The organism is Nitrosospira multiformis (assembly GCF_003050865.1).
In the GTDB taxonomy this organism is placed as follows: Bacteria; Pseudomonadota; Gammaproteobacteria; order Burkholderiales; family Nitrosomonadaceae; genus Nitrosospira; species Nitrosospira multiformis_E.
Genome location: NZ_QAOK01000002.1, coordinates 105,811 through 124,039, shown reverse-complemented (window position 1 = coordinate 124,039; position 18,229 = coordinate 105,811). Strand labels below are relative to the sequence as shown.

General features: G+C 54.5%; 13 protein-coding genes. 11 read left to right on the top strand and 2 right to left on the bottom strand.

Annotated elements, in window-relative coordinates; translation table 11 throughout:
- The first annotated feature begins 8 nt into the window (after positions 1–8).
- The gene (locus tag C8R21_RS01865; protein WP_107761179.1) at positions 9–1,049 is read left to right on the top strand and encodes a DMT family transporter; all 1,041 of its coding nucleotides are present in this window, start codon (positions 9–11) and stop codon (positions 1,047–1,049) included.
- 103 nt (positions 1,050–1,152) lie between these two features.
- Here the strand turns inward: C8R21_RS01865 and C8R21_RS01860 are convergent, their stop codons facing one another.
- Complete coding sequence (locus C8R21_RS01860) at positions 1,153–2,133, bottom strand: chromate resistance protein ChrB domain-containing protein (RefSeq protein ID WP_107761178.1); 981 nt, start codon at positions 2,131–2,133, stop codon at positions 1,153–1,155.
- A 215-nt stretch (positions 2,134–2,348) separates the two neighbouring features.
- Between C8R21_RS01860 and C8R21_RS01855 the strand changes: the two genes are divergently transcribed.
- The 3 genes from C8R21_RS01855 (at position 2,349) to C8R21_RS16305 (ending at position 4,590) form a co-directional block, all read left to right on the top strand.
- Entirely contained in the window at positions 2,349–3,284 is a 936-nt protein-coding gene (locus C8R21_RS01855) for a DUF1259 domain-containing protein (protein WP_107761177.1), read from the top strand.
- Positions 3,285–3,437: 153 nt separating this feature from the next.
- Entirely contained in the window at positions 3,438–3,578 is a 141-nt protein-coding gene (locus C8R21_RS16310; RefSeq protein WP_258192197.1) for a hypothetical protein, read from the top strand.
- 265 nt (positions 3,579–3,843) lie between these two features.
- A complete protein-coding gene (locus C8R21_RS16305) occupies positions 3,844–4,590 on the top strand; it encodes an MFS transporter (RefSeq protein ID WP_258192196.1) in 747 nt (248 codons plus the stop codon).
- Positions 4,591–4,935: 345 nt separating this feature from the next.
- On the opposite strand, the gene C8R21_RS01845 is transcribed toward C8R21_RS16305, so the two are convergent.
- Entirely contained in the window at positions 4,936–7,620 is a 2,685-nt protein-coding gene (locus tag C8R21_RS01845; RefSeq protein WP_107761176.1) for a family 16 glycoside hydrolase, read from the bottom strand.
- A gap of 388 nt (positions 7,621–8,008) precedes the next feature.
- Here C8R21_RS01845 and C8R21_RS01840 point away from each other — a divergent pair, with 388 nt between their 5' ends.
- From C8R21_RS01840 to C8R21_RS01810, 7 genes are all read left to right on the top strand, one after another.
- On the top strand, positions 8,009–8,389 hold the full coding sequence (locus C8R21_RS01840; RefSeq protein ID WP_107761175.1) for a hypothetical protein: 381 nt from the start codon (positions 8,009–8,011) through the stop codon (positions 8,387–8,389).
- Positions 8,390–8,827: 438 nt separating this feature from the next.
- On the top strand, positions 8,828–10,252 hold the full coding sequence (locus C8R21_RS01835; protein WP_107761174.1) for a TolC family protein: 1,425 nt from the start codon (positions 8,828–8,830) through the stop codon (positions 10,250–10,252).
- Between the two features lie 2 nt (positions 10,253–10,254).
- A complete protein-coding gene (locus tag C8R21_RS01830; RefSeq protein ID WP_107761173.1) occupies positions 10,255–11,781 on the top strand; it encodes an efflux RND transporter periplasmic adaptor subunit in 1,527 nt (508 codons plus the stop codon).
- 68 nt (positions 11,782–11,849) lie between these two features.
- Entirely contained in the window at positions 11,850–15,050 is a 3,201-nt protein-coding gene (locus C8R21_RS01825; RefSeq protein WP_107761172.1) for an efflux RND transporter permease subunit, read from the top strand.
- Positions 15,051–15,537: 487 nt separating this feature from the next.
- Positions 15,538–16,479 carry a S8 family peptidase gene (locus C8R21_RS01820; RefSeq protein WP_107761171.1) on the top strand — a complete coding sequence of 314 codons (942 nt, stop codon included), beginning with the start codon at positions 15,538–15,540 and terminating at the stop codon, positions 16,477–16,479.
- Positions 16,476–16,766, top strand: coding sequence for a hypothetical protein (locus C8R21_RS01815; protein WP_107761170.1), 291 nt, complete (start codon positions 16,476–16,478; stop codon positions 16,764–16,766). Before C8R21_RS01820 ends, C8R21_RS01815 begins: the two co-directional genes overlap by 4 nt.
- A gap of 89 nt (positions 16,767–16,855) precedes the next feature.
- On the top strand, positions 16,856–17,809 hold the full coding sequence (locus C8R21_RS01810) for a cyanobactin maturation protease PatG family protein (RefSeq protein ID WP_107761169.1): 954 nt from the start codon (positions 16,856–16,858) through the stop codon (positions 17,807–17,809).
- Positions 17,810–18,229 lie beyond the last annotated feature (420 nt).

The window sequence follows — 18,229 nt, the reverse complement described above, 5'->3', positions numbered from 1 at the left end:
GCTGCGGCATGAGCATACCGTATAACGCAGGAGTACCGAGTGCATTGGCGGCCGCACTTCTGTTCGGGACCAGCACTCCCGTCGTCAAACTTTTGCTCGGCCCGGTGAACCCATGGCTATCAGCCGGACTGTTGTATCTCGGTTCAGGGTTCGGCCTTGCGCTGTTGCGGCTGATTAGAAAAGCTCCCCCAGTGCATTTGAGCCATGGGGAAACCAAATGGCTGGCTTGCGCTATTCTGGCAGGCGGTGTGATTGCACCCGTGCTGTTAATGTGGGGCTTATCTCGCATGCCCGCTTCGAGTGCAGCACTCCTATTGAATGCCGAAGGAGTCCTGACTGTATTGCTCGCCTGGTTCGTGTTCCGCGAGAGCTTCGACCGCCGTATTGCCAGCGGCATGATCCTGATCGTGCTGGGTACTGTAGTGCTGACGTGGTCAAGCGATGCCAGTTTCGATTCAATGCTCCCCGCGCTCGCCATTGTCGGTGCATGCCTTGGATGGGCAATTGACAACAACCTTACGCGTAAGGTGGCTCTGGCAGACGCCACATTTATTGCCATGATAAAAGGACTTACGGCCGGCGGCACAAATATTATGATCGCCTGGTTGCTGGGCATAACGCTACCACAACCATTTGTTCTGCTGGCTACCGGCACCTTGGGCTTTTTCAGTTATGGCCTTAGCCTCGTGTTGTTCGTAGTGGCGTTACGCCACCTCGGCACGGCGCGTACAGGCGCATATTTCTCGACAGCACCATTCTTAGGGGCTCTGCTGGCCATTCCCCTACTGGGAGAATCGCTATCCATTCAGTTCGTGGTAGCAGCGCTGTTGATGGCTGTCGGCGTATGGCTGCATCTGACCGAGCGACACGAGCACTGGCATACACACGAGGAATTGGAGCACGAACATGAGCATATACATGACGACCATCACCAGCATGCACATTCGGAAGTTGTAACCGGCGCCCATACTCACAGGCATCGCCATAAGCCTCTGGCACACTCACATCCCCACTATCCTGATGCGCACCATTGGCATGACCACGAATGAGAACGCCCCAAGGAGTCAATGCATTGATTCAGGCGCCTATAACTCTCCATTCTGAAAAACTCTGGTCAAAGCTGGCCGGACACCGCCGAGGTCATCATTTCTCCTATTCCTGCATCTCTGAAGACTGTGAATCATTTGAAAAATGCGTATACAGCGCATCAAGAACAAGGCTGAACTCACTTAGCAACTCGTCATCATCCTTTGCGCGTTGACGCACGCCAGCCAGTACAGCTTCGAAACCGCTGGCTTCGGCTACGAAGCCTTCCCCAACGTCGAGAGCATGCACTATTGCCCCTATCCGCTTTAAACCAGAATCCTGATCCAGTGCGAAACTCGCGAGCAATACTTCAAAGCTCACGCGATTGCCGAAATGGGTAAATGTCGCGCCATCAAAATCGAAGCCGAGGGCGTCACCCGGGCAATGACCGGGAGAGTTCAGCCAGAGAAAACGGGCCTTTTTGTCGATAAAGCGGCGGATAAGCCAAGCACTGGCAACACGATCCACCCACAGATGTTGGCGTGTTGCCCATGTGCGTCCCTGATATTGAGTTAATTCCAGGTGTGGAATCACTCTTTCCACAGCCGCATGCGGCTCATTCGGGGACAGTATGCTGTCAGCCGCATTCACGAAATCCATCCACAAGACTTCTGCTTGCATGGCGGCCTGATCAGGGAAGTAATCGATCGCGCGAACGGCCTCATAATCACGGCGTAGTCGGCGCAGTGACTTTGTAATTTCCTGAGGCGTTGATTTTGAAAATCCCTTGCGTGCCTCTGCAAAGGCTTTAAACAGTTCCTCATAGTCGCCGCTACGATCGAACAGGGCACGGTAGACTTCGCTCTCGTTTTCGGACTGCGCCTGCACCGTCAGCAGCCAGGCGTTCCCGCCTTCACGCACCGTATCGTCGGATAACTCTCTCAGTACCTGTTGTTGGACCCTACTATAGGGGAGCAGATAGACCCCATCGCGCAAAAAACCGCAGCCAAGGGATTTCAGCGCCCGCCAGATGCGCATGCGCGCCGTTGCGCTATTTGTAGGCAGGCTGATAATCAGTAGAAGCCATTGTGTATTTGCGGAACTCATAAAGGGAATCTATATTGATGTTTTATACATTACAAAAAGTGTAGAGCATATTGCATATATAGCAGTGGTGCTCCGAAATCAAAGTGAACAATTCAGTGTTTGCCTGTGAGCGCGAAGGCTGGCTTGATGCTTGAACTGATACTGCCTGGAACAATCAGCCAAACATACATACGTTGATCATGTACCTGCCACCATTATTGCTTAAGGAGATAGTTATGCCTTTCCTTGCCCTGCCCTCTTTTGTTCCCTCTCTGCGCCTCCTCGCCCTCGCTATCGCGGTACTGCTGTTCGTGACAACAGCGCATGCCGCCCCCGCCAATATAGATACAGCTGAGATTGAGGAATTGACAGGTCTCAAGGGAGCTTACTCAAAAGAAGAAAATGTTTTCAAAGTTTCCAAACCCCGCACTGACGTAAAGATAAAGATAGATAAATGGCCGATGCCGCCTTTCATGGGATTGGGCTCATGGGCTGCTTTTGCTCCTGCACAGGATGGCCAGGTTGTAATGATGGGCGATACCGTGCTGTTCGAGGACGAGGTCAACCCGGTGATAAGCGCGGCTTTCGAGGCGGGACTGGAAGTGACTGCCTTGCACAATCATTTTTTCTTTGATGAACCCAAGGTATATTTCATGCACATCGGCGGCACTGGGAGCTCTGCCAAGCTTGCAGCTGGCGTTAAAAAGATCTATGACAAAGTCACTGAAATCCGTGCGGCCCACCCTGTACCCTCTTCGCAATTTCCCAGGACAATCCCGCAGGAGAACAAGATTTCCCCCCAGCCTCTGGAACAAATCCTTGGAATGAAAGGAAGCTCAAAAGATGGCATGTTTAAAGTTGTCATCGGCCGGCCCGCCACTATGCATGGGGCACCGGTGGGAAAAGAAATGGGTATAAACACCTGGGCAGCGTTTGCAGGTACGGATAGCGAGGCGGTGGTGGATGGAGATTTCGCCATGCTTGCCGATGAAATGCAGACTGTCTTGAGAACAATGCGAGCAGGTGGCATAAATATTGTGGCAATTCATCAACACATGACGCATGAGAAGCCACACTATTTATTCATGCACTACTGGGGCAAAGGGGATGCGAAGGACCTGGCCAAAACCATCAGGAGCGCATTGAATAAACAAGCTGACCATCCAGAATAGTCCTGTGTGACACAATCCTGGGATGCCTGTGCCCGTGGATCAGGTAGAGAAGGTTAAGTCGGCGGAAACAGGCCGGATCGGCACGATACTTGCCCGCTTACTCATGCCTGTAGGAGTAGCCGAAACTGCTCTCCACTACTGATCGCTCGTGCGTTGCGTGGTTTTGCAGACGGTTATGTCGTCGTGCTTCTGCCTGCGTACCTCCTGGCGCTGGGATTTGGCCAGCTGGACGTAGGTTATTTAAGTACGGCCACTCTCGCAGGATCGGCCCTGGCGACATTGGCGATCGGGTAATCGGCCACCAATGGTCAAGCCGCCGGCTGTTGCTGTTTGCTGCCCTATTAATGACAGCTACCGGTCTTGCTTTCGCGAGCGTCTCTTCATTTTGGCCACTCCTCGTTGTCGCATTTGTTGGAACCCTTAATCTGAGTTCGGGCGATGTGAGCATGTTTTTGCCGCTGGAGCATGCTCGTCTGGCACAGGCGGCAACGGCAAGCTACGCACCACTCTGTTTGCCCGTTACACGCTTACTGGTTCGCTAAGCGCGGCTGTAGGCGCCTTGGCCGCGGGCATCCCCTCCTGGCTGATGCAATGGGCAGGGCTACCATTGATTGATGGTTTGCGCACAATGTTCGTGCTATATGGCCTGCTCGGCGGATTGGTTTGGCTGCTCTATCGGGCTCTGCCAGCGGGCGACATCTCTACCAGGTCACTACCAGCGCCGCTGGGTCCGTCACGCAGTATCGTTTTCAAGCTTGCGATGTTGTTCAGCGTTGATGCATTTGCCGGTGGACTGGTTGTGAATTCGCTACTCACACTCTGGCTTTTTGAGGGCTTTGGACTCTCAACGGGAGAGGCAGGAACCTTCTTCTTCTGCACAGGGCTTCTATCAGCCGGATCGAAACTCGCTGCACCGGTAGTTGCGCGCAAGATCGGGTTGCTTAACACGATGGTCTTCACTCACATCCCTGCGAACGTGTGTCTCATTTTTGCGGCGATTGCTCCAAACGTAGAAATCGCGCTGACGCTATTGTTGGTGCGAAGTGCATTATCTCAGATGGATGTGCCCACACGAACTACATACGTGATGGCTGCAGTTACGCCACCGGAGCGCGCTGCCGCCGCGAGCTTCACTACCGTACCCCGCAGCCTCGCCTCAATCCTGAGTCCAAGCTTGGCTGGCGCCTTGCTGGCCGGTGGGCTTCTGAGCGCTCCCTTAATTGCTTGTGGAGCTTTGAAGATTGCATATGATTTAGCGTTGCTGGTGTCCTTCAGGCACGTGAATGTTCCGCTGGATCGAGGATAATTGTTTCAGGTGCCGCTGCCTTTATTCCCATTTCCGAGGGAATAGCCGTTGCAGTTGAACTCTCCTTGTCAACGGCCTTCGGCCAACCGCCCGCTTCTGGCTCAATTTTACAATCACAATTTCTGTTCGCGTTTCACGAAAGGAACAATGGAGAGTAAAGCTGTTATCCCAACATGTGGCGTCATTAATGGTATAAAAAGCGGCGAAGAAGACCCAATAGCCAAATCAAGGGAATTCAGTCGGAGCTTTACTGATGGAACATTGAAAACTACTTTTTCGGCTTGCTCCAGTAACCAAACCAACCGACAGAACTTTTAAACCTTCGAAATGATAGAGTTCTCTGCTCTATGCATTGATCCGAACATTTGCAAAAGCTACGTTGCCTGTATGTGTTTGCAGCCCAATATAACCTGAATTGGGATCAACACTGGGTGGATTCCCTCTAGCAGTATCGGAGAGGCTACGCTTAAACCGGGTTACCTCCTGACCGTTGAGCCGAACCACGTAATCCTGCTTTTTTACCTCGATTTCGTAGTGATGCCATTGTCGTGCCGCAAGAGAGATGTTGTTTTGGTAATTCTGCTGTCCTTCGCCGGTCCCCAATGACTTGATTTTATAAATTGCCCCGGTTCTCGCAAAAAATGAACCATCCGGCTCGCCGAAACGCTTATCACCACGTGCTTCTTCATCGATCTGGATTTCAAACCCAGTATGAACCGCAACGAAAGCGGCATTGTCTGCGGGATCGACCGGATCGGGAGCAGGATCAGGCAGGCGCGGATCGCGGAACCGAACGAAGACACCCGAGTTATCGTTGTCATTGCCTCGCGGGTGAGGAAGAAGAAAATCGAGGCGCAGCGTGAAATCCTCAAAGGGTTTTGGCTTGTAGAAGAGCAAGCCCATGCCTTTTTCATTCTGCTGGGCAATTATCGTGCGACCAAACCGGGAGAACGAGCCTCCTCCAGCCATCTCCCAATTCGCGAACTGCACATCGCTCCCGTCAAATAGATACCTGAAACCTGGTTCCGATACCACAAGCGGCGGTTCCGGCATCAAGTGATCTCCTAGCCGGCGGACCAGGGCAATGCCTGTGAGCATCGGGTTTGGTGAACCGATGGTAGGAAAGAGTGCGGGTCCAGCGACATAAGTGTTTGTCACATTATGAAAACGGCAATCGGGATCGGTCACCGATTTGTTCGGATCCTCTCCCATTCGCAACGTTCCGGCTTCATGATGTGTCGTGCCCAGGCCATCGCGGCGGCCGCGACCGGCCTGATCAGAGAATTTATATGGCAGAACCGTTGCAAGTGAACTCGCATCAATATTCGTCACAATCACATTTCCGTTCTTGATGACATCGATTTTCTGACCGTTGGCAAAGACTTTCGCGACCTCATCCGACGCCTTATCCATCGCATCCCACAGTTCGTAGTCGCGAGAACTGGGCTGGAGGTTCACAAATGCTCGCCGTGCCTGAAATTCGTCTTTTTGTTGTGGATCAAGATCAAGCGTAACCGAGCTACCGAAGTCACTGTCGTTCTTGGGCCCCATCTCACCGATGCCGCGAATCGTAATGACGACGTGTGTGTCAGTCGCATTCTTGTGTGCATCGAACAGGTCAATATCCGGGATTTTCTTAAACAGCTCAGCTTCAGAATTGGTCCCGCTGGCACCTAGACCTGACGCAGTAATCTGGAAATGGAAGTGTGCAAAGCCATCTGAGGAACCATCGGCCTTCTTGAACTCATGTCGGCCTTTTACAAAAAGCGCCGACGCTTCGAGGGCTTTCACTGCCGGCGGCAGCGCTGCCAGCGCCGCCCGGGGAACTCGAAAATCGACATTCGAGCGTAAATGGGCTATCAGATTTCTACCGATTCTTCCATCCGTCCCAAAGGAAGTTAGCGCGAGGCGAGCGCTCTCGATCGTGCCGAGAGCAATGATGACTTTGCTGTCCGGGGAAACAGGCAGCACTCCCCGCTCGGTAACGATCTCGCTCACGCGTCGCCCCCCTTCGGTATTGACAGTGTTGAGTTGCGTGACGTGGCAGCGTTCCACGACCATTAGCCGTTTCTTTACGTCATCAAGCCGATTTATTACTCCATCGAATGGGGTTTGGGTTGCCGCCTCGCGGGCTGCCTTCATGAGCAGCGGAACAGCGCTGAATTTGTTAAACGGAAAAAACCCGGCGTGGCCCACTTGTCCCTGCACGGCCAACGGTGCTTCAAGTTTTGCTTCATCGCGGAGCTTCTGGATAGAAGGCGGCGGACTCGGCAATTTATCGATGCCAAGCAGCTTGGCCAGATCGTCGATTGTTACTGGAGTGTTGTCATAGTAGACTGCGGGATGGTCGGGCAGCAACGCAAGATCATACACATCAGGGATCGAGGAGAGACCTCCGAACAGCTGTTGCCGCATCGCTCGGTGTAAATCGCCAAAAATGAAATCATTCGTCTCTGTGACGCCGATCTGATCGCTTGATTGCCGGAAATAACCCTTTCGGCCATCTGGCAGAACCTTTGCCGTTAAATCGTCGAGCACCCCTTTTGGCCAAACGTCTTTTGGCATTTCTGCGTCAAGCAATCGGGGCGACCAACCACCCCAGTAAATCGAGCGTCCGCCCAGGCAGTAAGCAAGCCCAGGAAAACCGAAAGGATCATTTGAATTCCAGGCAAGCCCCCAGACTTCGCTTTGCAGCGAATGATCCTTGCGGGCGCCAGCGGTATCGAGGCCGAGCATTGGTAGATTCTGCACGTGTTCCGGTAGGAGGAAGGGACCAGCCTCGAGCACGAGAATACGCTCACTGCGCTGAGTGCTTCGGAACCACAGATGTTCAGCAATAGCCGCCCCAAATGTACCCCCGCCAATTATGATGAAATCAAACGGCCGAAGATCGCCTCGGCCAGGCAATCCGGCAGCGGCACGGGTGTTTGGATCTATGGTAACGAGCACTTCGTCAAAGGTATTGCAGTCGTAACGTCCGAGAACATCGCGGGTAAAGGCGGTGTTGTAGTCGGGGGCGATAAGTGGCATGGCGGTTTGCTCCTATATTTGATATCCATAGAATTTTGATATTCGTAGAATTTTTCTGGTTCTATCGAACAGGACGCCATACAGTTACAGTTCTAGTTCTGATCTCCGCTCAACGATACCCCTGGCGCTGTTTGTTTTTTTTATCATCCAATGCATAGCTGTGTTCGACACCATCATTTTATTTTGTGTTATTAAACCTAGTTCATGAGCAGCGAATGTCAAGGACAGGTATGAGCACAATGAGAAGAAAGATTGGATTGTGGAGCAGAATTTTATTGCTGGAAGAAGCAGTATGGAACTACAGCCGAACCAGGTGCGCGAGACGAAACAAACATTGGCACTACCGCCTTCAAGGGTATAGAATTCCTTTTCCCGTTTTTCTTATGTCATGAACAGAATCATGCCCAGGCAGCGTATCCATTTCGTCATGCTCATGCTGTTCGTCAGCATGATGACAAACGCCTTGAGCTGGGCATTTAATGGGGAAGTCTTTGCGCATGAGCTTGATCATGCTCATCACCTTCTATCCCTGGATCCGATGGCTCACCTCGAAGCCCATCAGCATGCCCTGAATGACGACAAAGATCATCTGGATGCCGCGACCCATCTGTGCCTGCATGCAGCCGGGCAATATCAGCCCTTTTTCCTGACAGCACCCCTCATGGTGGCAGCTTCCACTGCTGAGGAGGTCATAACAGGATTCGTTACCGTCACTATCCCCGAATCCATCCCCGATTCACCTCTTCACCCTCCCCGCAGAATCTCTTAAGCCAGGCCGCCGGGCAGTCCGAGCGTGACATTGGTCCAAACTCGAAACCTGTTAGCCCTGAATTAACAGCCCTGAATTAACGCAAGCGCCTTCCGGTTTATCCGGCAAGCCTTTCACAGGGTAAATGGTTTCTATATTGCACCCCTGCACCCTCGGGCAACTGTTTCCGGGTACTTGTTTAACCCGAGAACGGCCGATTCCCCGATAAGGCTGTCTTGAGCATCCGTTCGACCTCCGCTCAGCCCCTGTTCGACCCCTGAACCCTTGAAGCGCGGATCCTGAACAGCTTCGACCTTTCGATCTGGCTCAGTGATGCCTTGAGCCTGCCGAAGGGCTCAGGGCTCAGGTTAAACGGGGGACGAAGGCCAAGGCGAAACCGCTATTTATGTAATCAGCTACAGTTATGCGTTTCCCTTGATTACTCGCGGAGAAATCTCCATGAACTTTCATGTGTCGTTCATCATCAGGCAGTGTGGGCGTGTGGGAGCCATGCTTGTCCTTGCGATGACCTGCTTGCCGGCAGCAGGTGCTGACAGCTCTTTTGCGGGCATCCGCGCGGTGGAGGGCAGGGAGGGCACGCGCTTTCCCAATACTGCTGGTCCTGAAGTCAAGAGCAATCTCACCCTGCGGGATGCAGTGCGGCTCACACTTCAGCACAACCCCGAACTGGCCTCCTTCGATAAGGAGATGCGCGCCCTGGAGGGTGTTACGTTGCAGGCCGGGTTGTTGCGCAACCCTCAGTTGTCGGTGGACGTCGACAACGCCGGAAACATGGGGAGCGGAAACGGACAAAGAGCCATCAAGCAAAATGTCGAGCAGCAGGATTTGATCATTCGCATCAGCCAATTGATCGAGTTGGGAGGAAAACGTGCAGCGCGAGTAAATGCTGCGTCGCTCGGGCAAGCGCTGGCGGGCAAGGACTTTGAAACCAAACGGCTCGAACTCATCGCACGGGTAGCGAACGTATTTACAGAGGTGCTGGCGGGGCAGGAGCAGTTGCGCCTGGCCGAAGAGAGCCAGCGGCTGGCTCAGCAGGTGGTGGATACTGTCAAGCGCCGGGTGCAGGCGGGAAAAGTGCCTCCCATAGAAGAGACTAAAGTGGGAGTAGCGTTTTCCACGACGCGAATTTCCCTGGGCCAAGCGCAACGGGAACTGGCGGCGGCGCGCAAACGCCTCGCACTGCTATGGGGTGACACTACCCCGGAGTTCGGGCAGGTGCTGGGAATGCTGGAATCAATGGTCGTCCTGCCCGATTTAGCCGCATTGACCGAGCGAGTCTTATCGAATCCCATGGCGGATCGCGCCAGAAAAGGCATAGAACATCGCAAGGCGCTGCTCGAAGTGGAGCAATCCCGTCGCATTCCCGATATCACCCTTGCGGGCGGCATGATCAAGCATTGGGAATCGGGGGGAACGACTGCAATCGTAGGCATCTCCATGCCACTGCAATTATTCGACCGGAATCAGGGAAATCTGCGGGAAGCCTATCAGCGCCTGGATAAGGCACAGGATGAGCAAGCCGCGACAGACTTGCGCCTCAAGGCAGAGCTGATACAGGCCTACGAATCGTTGGCGGCAGCCGAGAACGAGATATCGATACTGCGCGGGGAGATATTGCCTGCGGCCCGAAGTGCTTTCGAGGTAACGAACAAGGGTTATGAACTCGGCAAATTCGGCTTTCTTGAAGTGCTCGACGCACAGCGCACCCTGTTTCAGAACCAGGTTTTGTATGTGCGTGCGCTCGCCAATTACCACCGCCTTGTCAATGAAATCGAACGCTTGATTGCAGCACCTCTTGATGGCGTTGCCAGACAGGGCGCCCATGAACCGGCCTATACCGATTTTACGGATGATAAGGAGTAAAAGTGAATAACAGGAAGAGACTGTTTCCGATCATTGCCGTAATCGCCATAGGAATTGCATTTGGCGGGTTGATACTCAGCTCCGACAAGACTTCGCAATCCATCTCCGGGGATTCCGCGGCCTATCCTACTCATGAAGCACCTGCGGTCGAAGGCAAGGCATCATCGAACTACCGGGAGGGGCCAAAAGGCGGAAAGCTTTTTACCGAAGGTGAAACAGATGGCTTTGGCCTGGAGGTAACTATTTTTGAGGCTAACGTGCCGCCGCGCTTCAGGCTCTATCTATATGAAAAGAGCAAGCCTCTTCCGCCCACCGCTGCCAGGGTCACCATGACGCTGTCGCGCCTTGGAGCACCCGCGCAGGTATTCAAATTCACGCCTGAGGCTGATTACCTGGTGAGCGATCAGATAGTAGAGGAGCCGCACTCGTTTGATGCCGTGATTACCGTTCAATGGAAAGGCAAGACGATCCATTGGGAATACAGCCAGGTCGAGGCCAGGGTGGAAATGCCGGACGAGATGCTGAAAGGCTCCGGCATCGAAATACGCACTGCGGGACCTGCCATCATCAAACCCATGCTCAAGCTGCCTGGCGAGATCATCTTCAACGAGCATACCATCGTGCAGGTGGTACCCCGCCTGCCGGGAATAGTCACAGCCGTGAAGCGTCACCACGGCCAGCAGGTGCAGAAAGGAGAGATTCTTGTGGTGATAGAGAGCCAGATGCTGGCAGAACTGCGTAGTCAGTATCGGGTAGCCAGGAAACGGCTGGCGCTGGCGCAGACCACCTACAAGCGCGAACGGCAGCTCTGGGAAGAAAAAATCTCCGCCAAGCAGGACTACCTCGTCGCCCAGGAACTGCTGAATGAAGCGGAGATTGCAGTGGATCTGGCTGCGGTCAAGCTGCAGTCGCTCGGGGTGCAGCCGGAAGCGGCTTCTTCCGGCAATCTGGCCCGCTACGAAGTCCGGACACCGATATCCGGGCTAATCATCGACAAGGCTGTCGCCCTCGGCCAGACGCTGAAGGAAGATGAACATATTTTTGTTATTGCCGATGTTTCGACGGTGTGGGCCGGCATCACGGTTTATCCAAAAGATCTGGATGTAGTCAAGGTTGGGCAAAAGGCAACCATCAGAGCAACGGCGTCGGATGTAGAGGGGGAAGGCGTTGTTATCTACATCACCACGCTGATCGGCGGCCAGACCCGTACCGCCACGGCGCGGCTCGCCCTGCAAAACAGGGAGGGAAAATGGCGCCCCGGGATGTTCGTAACTGCCGAAATGGTGGCTGCAGAAATTCCCGTACCTGTTGCCGTATCTGCCGACGCGCTTCAGACACTCGGTGACTGGACCGTAGCATTCGGACGTTATGGTGAATATTTCGAGGCGCGGCCGCTGGAACTGGGACGTAGCGACGGCAAGACGATCGAGGTTCTCCATGGCTTGGAGGCAGGAGAGCAATACGCGGCAGGCAACAGCTTTGCGATCAAAGCCGAGCTGGGTAAATCGGGGGCTACCCATGAACACTAGATCCGGGTCAGGCAGGTCACGTAAGGGTTCCATCCCTCTTGATCAAATAGATCAGTTTCACCGGCATCATGATTGAGCGCATCCTCGAACTCTCCATTCAGCGGCGCGTGCTGGTCCTGATGGCCGTGCTGACGATGGGCGCCGTGGGAATCCATAGCTACCAGAAGCTCCCCATCGACGCGGTGCCCGACATAACCAACGTGCAGGTACAGATCAATACGCGGGCAACCGGGTATACCCCGATCGAGGTTGAACAACGCGTCACTTTCCCGATCGAGATGATCATGGCAGGGCTCCCCAATCTCGCGTACACCCGCTCGCTTTCCCGCTACGGCCTCTCGCAGGTTACGGTTATTTTTGAGGACGGCACGGATATCTACCTCGCCCGCCAGTTGATCGACCAGAGGCTGCAGGAAGCCAAAGAGCGTTTACCGGTCGATGTGGAAACGACCATGGGACCGATCTCAACCGGCCTGGGCGAGATTTTCATGTGGTCTGTCAATGCAAGAGAGGGTGCGCAAAAGCCTGACGGGTCGCCATACAGCATCACCGACCTGCGGGAAATCCAGGATTGGATCATCCGCCCGCAGCTGCGCATGGTACCGGGCGTCACGGAAGTAAACGCCGTCGGAGGTTTCGTCAAGCAATTCCATGTCGCGCCCTACCCCGAAAAGCTGATCTCTTTCGGATTGACACTGAATGACGTCATCGTCGCATTGCGCCTCAATAACCTCAATGTCGGCGCCGGATATATCGAGAAAAGCGGCGAACAGTACCTGGTGCGAGTGCCGGGACAGGTGGCAAACCTGAAAGAGATTGGGAACATCACCCTGGGATCCCGGCTGGGGATACCCATACGTATCAAGGATGTGGCCGATGTGCTGATAGGACGGGAATTGCGCACCGGCGCCGCGACCCAGAATGGGCAGGAGACCGTGATCGGCACCGCCCACATGCTGATCGGAGAAAACAGTCGTGTCGTTTCGCAGGCGGTCGCAAAAAAACTCGCCGAAATCAACCGGAATCTACCGAGAGGTGTCGAAGCAATCGCTGTCTATGATCGGACGACGCTCGTGGACAAGACGATCAGGACTGTTGCCACCAACCTGCTCGAAGGCGCGATACTGGTCATCGTCGTGCTGCTCCTTTTCCTTGGCAACCTGCGGGCGGCCGTCATCACTTCGCTCGTGATTCCCCTCTCGATGCTGTTCACCTTTACCGGAATGGTAACCAATGGGGTCAGCGCCAACCTGATGAGCCTGGGGGCGCTCGATTTCGGCCTCATCGTGGACGGCGCGATCGTCATCGTGGAAAACAGCATGCGGCGGCTGGCTCATGAGCAGGCGCGGCTGGGGCGCCAACTCTCGTTGAACGAGCGTCTCGCAGTGGTATTCGACGCGACCAGGGAAGCGCGGCGTGTGCTCATTTATGGCGAGCTCATCATCATGGTGGTTTATCTTCCCGTCTTCACGCTTTCGGGAGTGGAAGGGAAAATGTTCCACCCAATGGCCTACACGGTATTAACCGCCCTGCTAGGTGCGATGATTCTTTCCATAACGTTTGTCCCGGCGGCGATTGCACTCTTTCTGACGGGAAAAGTGACAGAAAAGGAAAGCGCGGTGGTTGCGTGGGCGAAGAAAGCCTACCTGCCGGTTCTCGACGCCGTAATGAGGAACCAGGGCCTCACCGTTACCACCGCCGTTGTGATTGTTGTGTTGAGCGGCCTGCTGACCACAAAAATGGGTACGGAGTTCGTACCCAGCCTCAATGAGGGCGATATCGCGCTGCACGCAATCCGCATCCCCGGCACCAGCCTGACCACGGCCATCGAGATGCAGCATGAACTGGAGGAATCAATCAAGGCATTTCCCGAGGTGGACCGTGTTTTCACCAAGATCGGGACTGCCGAGATTGCAACCGATCCCATGCCGCCGAACGTGGCAGACATCTTCGTCATGCTGAAACCCCAGTCGCAATGGCGGAAACAATATTCCACGAAGGCAGATCTTATCGCTGCACTGGAGCAGGCGGTAGGCCAGATACCGGGCAACAATTATGAATTCACCCAGCCCATCCAGATGCGATTCAATGAGTTGTTGTCCGGTGTGCGAGCGGACGTCGCGGTAAAGGTATTCGGTGACGACATGGACACGCTGTTCAGGGTGGCAGACCAGGTCGAGCATCTGCTCAAGACTGTTCCGGGGGGGGCGGATGTAAAAACCGAACAACTTACCGGCCTGCCGGTGCTGACCGTTCAGCCTGACCGTGTAAAGCTTGCGCGTTACGGATTGAATATTGCGGATATACAGGATGCAGTAGCGGTTGCCATTGGTGGAAAAAACGCCGGAACCATTTTCGAGGGCGATCGCCGCTTCGAGCTGCAGGTGCGGCTACCGGAACAGTTGCGGACTGATCCGGATGCACTCCGGCGATTGCCCGTCGGAATTCCAGTGAGAGGATCGGCAACCGGGAATCCGCAAAACCAGACACAAACCGGAAATCCGCAAGCCGAGGCGCCCGTTGGCATGACCTACGTTACTCTCGGCGAAGTCGCCGTCATCGAAGTCCTCCAGGGACCCAACCAGGTGAGCCGGGAAAACGGCAAGCGCCGGGCTGTCGTTACCGCGAATGTACGAGGCAGGGATATTGGTTCCTTTGTCGAAGAAGCGGAAGCACTGGTGGTGAAGCAAGTGCCCGTTCCTTCGGGATATTGGCTCACCTGGGGGGGACAGTTCGAGCAACTGGTTTCTGCGGCGAAGCGGTTGCAAATAGCAATTCCCCTGGCGCTTGGACTGATCCTGATGCTGCTTTACGCCATGTTCGGCAATTTTCGGGACGGGTGGTTGATGTTCACCGGCGTTCCCTTTGCCCTCAGTGGCGGTATAGTGGCATTGTGGTTGCGGGGCATCCCCCTGTCCATTTCCGCCGCGGTCGGGTTCATTGCTCTGTCTGGTGTCGCCGTGCTGAACGGCCTCGTGATGCTGTCATTCATACGGGACTTGCGCGCGCAAGGCCGGTCACTGGAAGATGCCATCAAGGAAGGAGCACTCGCGAGATTGCGCCCGGTATTGATGACAGCCCTGGTGGCTGCCATCGGGTTTGTTCCCATGGCTCTGGCTACAAGTATCGGGGCGGAAGTGCAGCGGCCGCTGGCAACGGTGGTCATTGGAGGAATTCTGTCATCCACGGCCCTGACACTGCTGGTACTACCGGTGCTGTACCATCTCGCCCACGGAAGAGATGCGCCCGATCCCGCAGGGACAACTTGAGATAATGCTGGCAGTTTCCATATCTTTGGATCCAAATGGCTGCGAGTACCCGGTGCGCGTAACATCCAGCCGTTGTCACCTGTCGAATCTTGTTTGCAGTCGCTGTTTTTATTGAGTCGGCGAGCAAACAGTACAAACGTCATACCGGCTGAAGCCGGTATCCAGTGACATTCAAAGCACGCCATTATTGGTTTGGACTGGATTCCGGTTTGCTGGATTCAGAGTCAGGCCCGGAATGACGAGATTCATAGTATTTTCTGGGCGGATCAATAGACCGCCAAATCCCCTTCCCGCTTCCACTTCCGGATAAAAATTTCCCCGGTCTTTATTCCTGCTAAACCTGCCCGTATTTAAGGATCTGATTGAGCTTGCTTGCGGCATGAGGTGTGCTAAACATAAAGCAGGCGAGAGTTGGGTAAGTACTTTCCTGGCTCAAACTGTCTTCCCCCTGCATGGAAGGTTATAACTTTAGATTCAGGAGAAAGTGTTGCGCCCTACCGAACTCGTCAAGCTCACCGGGTTGATGCAGCGTACCAGCGGCAGTTCCGATATCAGGATCGGACTCATCGACGGCCCTGTCGCCACCAGTCATGCGGATCTGGCAAACGGACATCTTCAGGAGATATCCGGAAATAACGGGGCGAGCTGTACCAGGACCAATAGCAGCGCCTGCCTGCATGGAACCTTCATCGCCGGCATCCTCGCGGCCAGGCGCACTTCTCCTGCGCCTGCCATTTGTCCCGACTGTACGCTCCTTATCCGCCCGATTTTCAGCGAAAGTACCGCCGGACGCGAGCACATGCCCAGTGCCACTCCGCAAGAACTGGCGGCGGCAATTTTTGACTGCATCAATGCGGGGGCGCGCGTTATCAACCTGAGCCTCGCCCTGGCACAGCCCTCGACGAGGGAAGAGAAGCTGCTGGATGAAGCATTCAACCAGGCGCTGAGCCGCGGTGTACTGATTGCTGCTGCAGCAGGCAACCAGGGCATGCTGGGCAGTTCCGTCATTACTCGCCATCGCTGGGTTATTCCGGTCGTGGCTTGCGATTTGCGGGGCTATCCGATCAACGAGTCCAATCTCGGCAGCACGATCGGAACGCGCGGCTTGAGCGCGCCGGGCGACAACATCACCGGCCTTGGCGCTGAGGGACAAACCCTCACTATGGGCGGTACAAGTGTAGCTGTGCCTTTTGTCACCGGCGCCATTGCGCTGCTGTGGTCACAGTTTCCTGATGCCACGGCGGCCCAGATCAAGCTCGCCCTCATGCGCCAACCTCAAAACTTTCGGCAAGCAACCATCATGGGAACCGGAGGCGGTCACATGCAACTCCATCACCCGCGGCGGGGTTCGGTGGTTCCACCCCTGCTGGATGCCGAGTCGGCCTGGCAGATACTGTCCGCGGTAAATACGAGGAGGCAAACAGCATGACTGAAAATGATATCAACGTAAATCCGGGTCGCAGGAACGGGAGCGAAAGAAATACAAATGGCGGAAGCGATAAAAACCCGGTTAAACGTGAAAGCGTTGCAGATACAGGCAAGCAGCCCGCTCACCGCGTGCGCCTGCCCGGTTTCATTACTGATGAGGAGATCGGGCTCGGTGATGCGATCAAGCGCGCCACCACTTATTTTCGAATGAAACCCTGTGGAGGTTGCGAAGGGCGGGCGGCTGCGCTCAATCGCTGGCTCTCTTTTACACCCCGCGGCCGGAAGTAAAAGCATGGCAAGGGAAGTAGAGGGTCGTTTTAGAGGAAATTTTCAGCTTTTTAACGCCGTTGGCACTACCAAGTTAAGAGAGGAGCAATATGAACGAACAAACTGCGATGGCAGAGCCCGTCGAAAGCACAACAGACCAACCGATCCAGGCAAGGCCTGATTCGGCCTCGAACGCAATGATCTCTCCCCAGATGGGAGGAAGCTGCGGTTGTAACGGAACGCGCATGAGCCAAAATCCGAGTGGGGCTGAAGGCATGAATGCGAATGGCGGAATGAATGCCTTTGTTTATGCCATAGGACGAGTGGAAGCACGCTTTCCTAATCTGAGTGTGGAAAAAGAATTTGCGCAAGCGACCGGGCGTGCAGAAACCGCTGGCAAAACCGATCAGCAGGCCTTCCATGAAGTTCTGTCCCAGCGACAGAACCGGTATCTGGTGCGGCAACTATGCTGGGTGCTGACGGTACAGGGACTGGAAACCTATCTTCTGGTTCCACGCGATCCTGCTGATGTCGATATGTTGATTGATGCCATCCGGCCCGCGCCTGCTCCCCAGGATATCGATGTGGTCATCGGAATGCGTGGTCCCATTGCTCCGCCGGAGATGTGTAATGGGCTGATGGTGCCGGTAGTGGTATTCGACCAGATCTATTCCTTTGGACGGGATGAATTGATCAGGGCAATTCCGAAACCGGAGAAAATGGCCAAGGAGCGATTTGGCTCCGCTGCCGAGGAGTTGTTTGACCGGATCATGCACATGACCGATAACGCAGGCGCCACGGATGAGCATCGGGCATTGAACTACCTTGCCATGCGCTATCCCGCCATTTATGCCAAGGCGGCGGAAGAGTTTGCGGAAGATCATTCCCTGACGGGCGTGGAAGTGCGTCCCTCCGCTTTAAGCAGCGGACGCAACATCGTCGAGGTCATTTTCTCCTATACCAACCGCAACACCGATTTTACCGAAAAGTACTTCGTGCGGGTGGACGTGACCGAGGAGTTTCCTTTCCTCGTCACCAAGATCTCTCCGTATTATGAACGTTGATTTTCCAAAGAAGGAGGTGTGAAATGAATATGCCAGGATTTACTGCTGAGGCCTCGCTTCGTCGCACAAATACTATCGCTCGGCGGTTGCCAGGGCCAATGCATCGGGTAGAGGGATCAGTTATCCCTCAACGCATAAAGCTGCAGGAATGGACATGCGACTGTGATGCTGCAACCGACATCTGTATCTGTAAATCGGAACATGGTGCCATACGGGCAATTCATGCGGTATTGGGGGAGCTTTAGGAAATATCGCTGCACTGATTGAAAGGAGATAAATCATGAACATACCAGGATTTAGCGCGGAGTCGTCGGTTTACAAAACAACCGGGAATTATTTCAAGAGCAGGCAGGGTTCCATGAATGGCACAACGGTGATTCCGCAAATGATGCGAACGATAGATCTCGGACCGGGATGCAC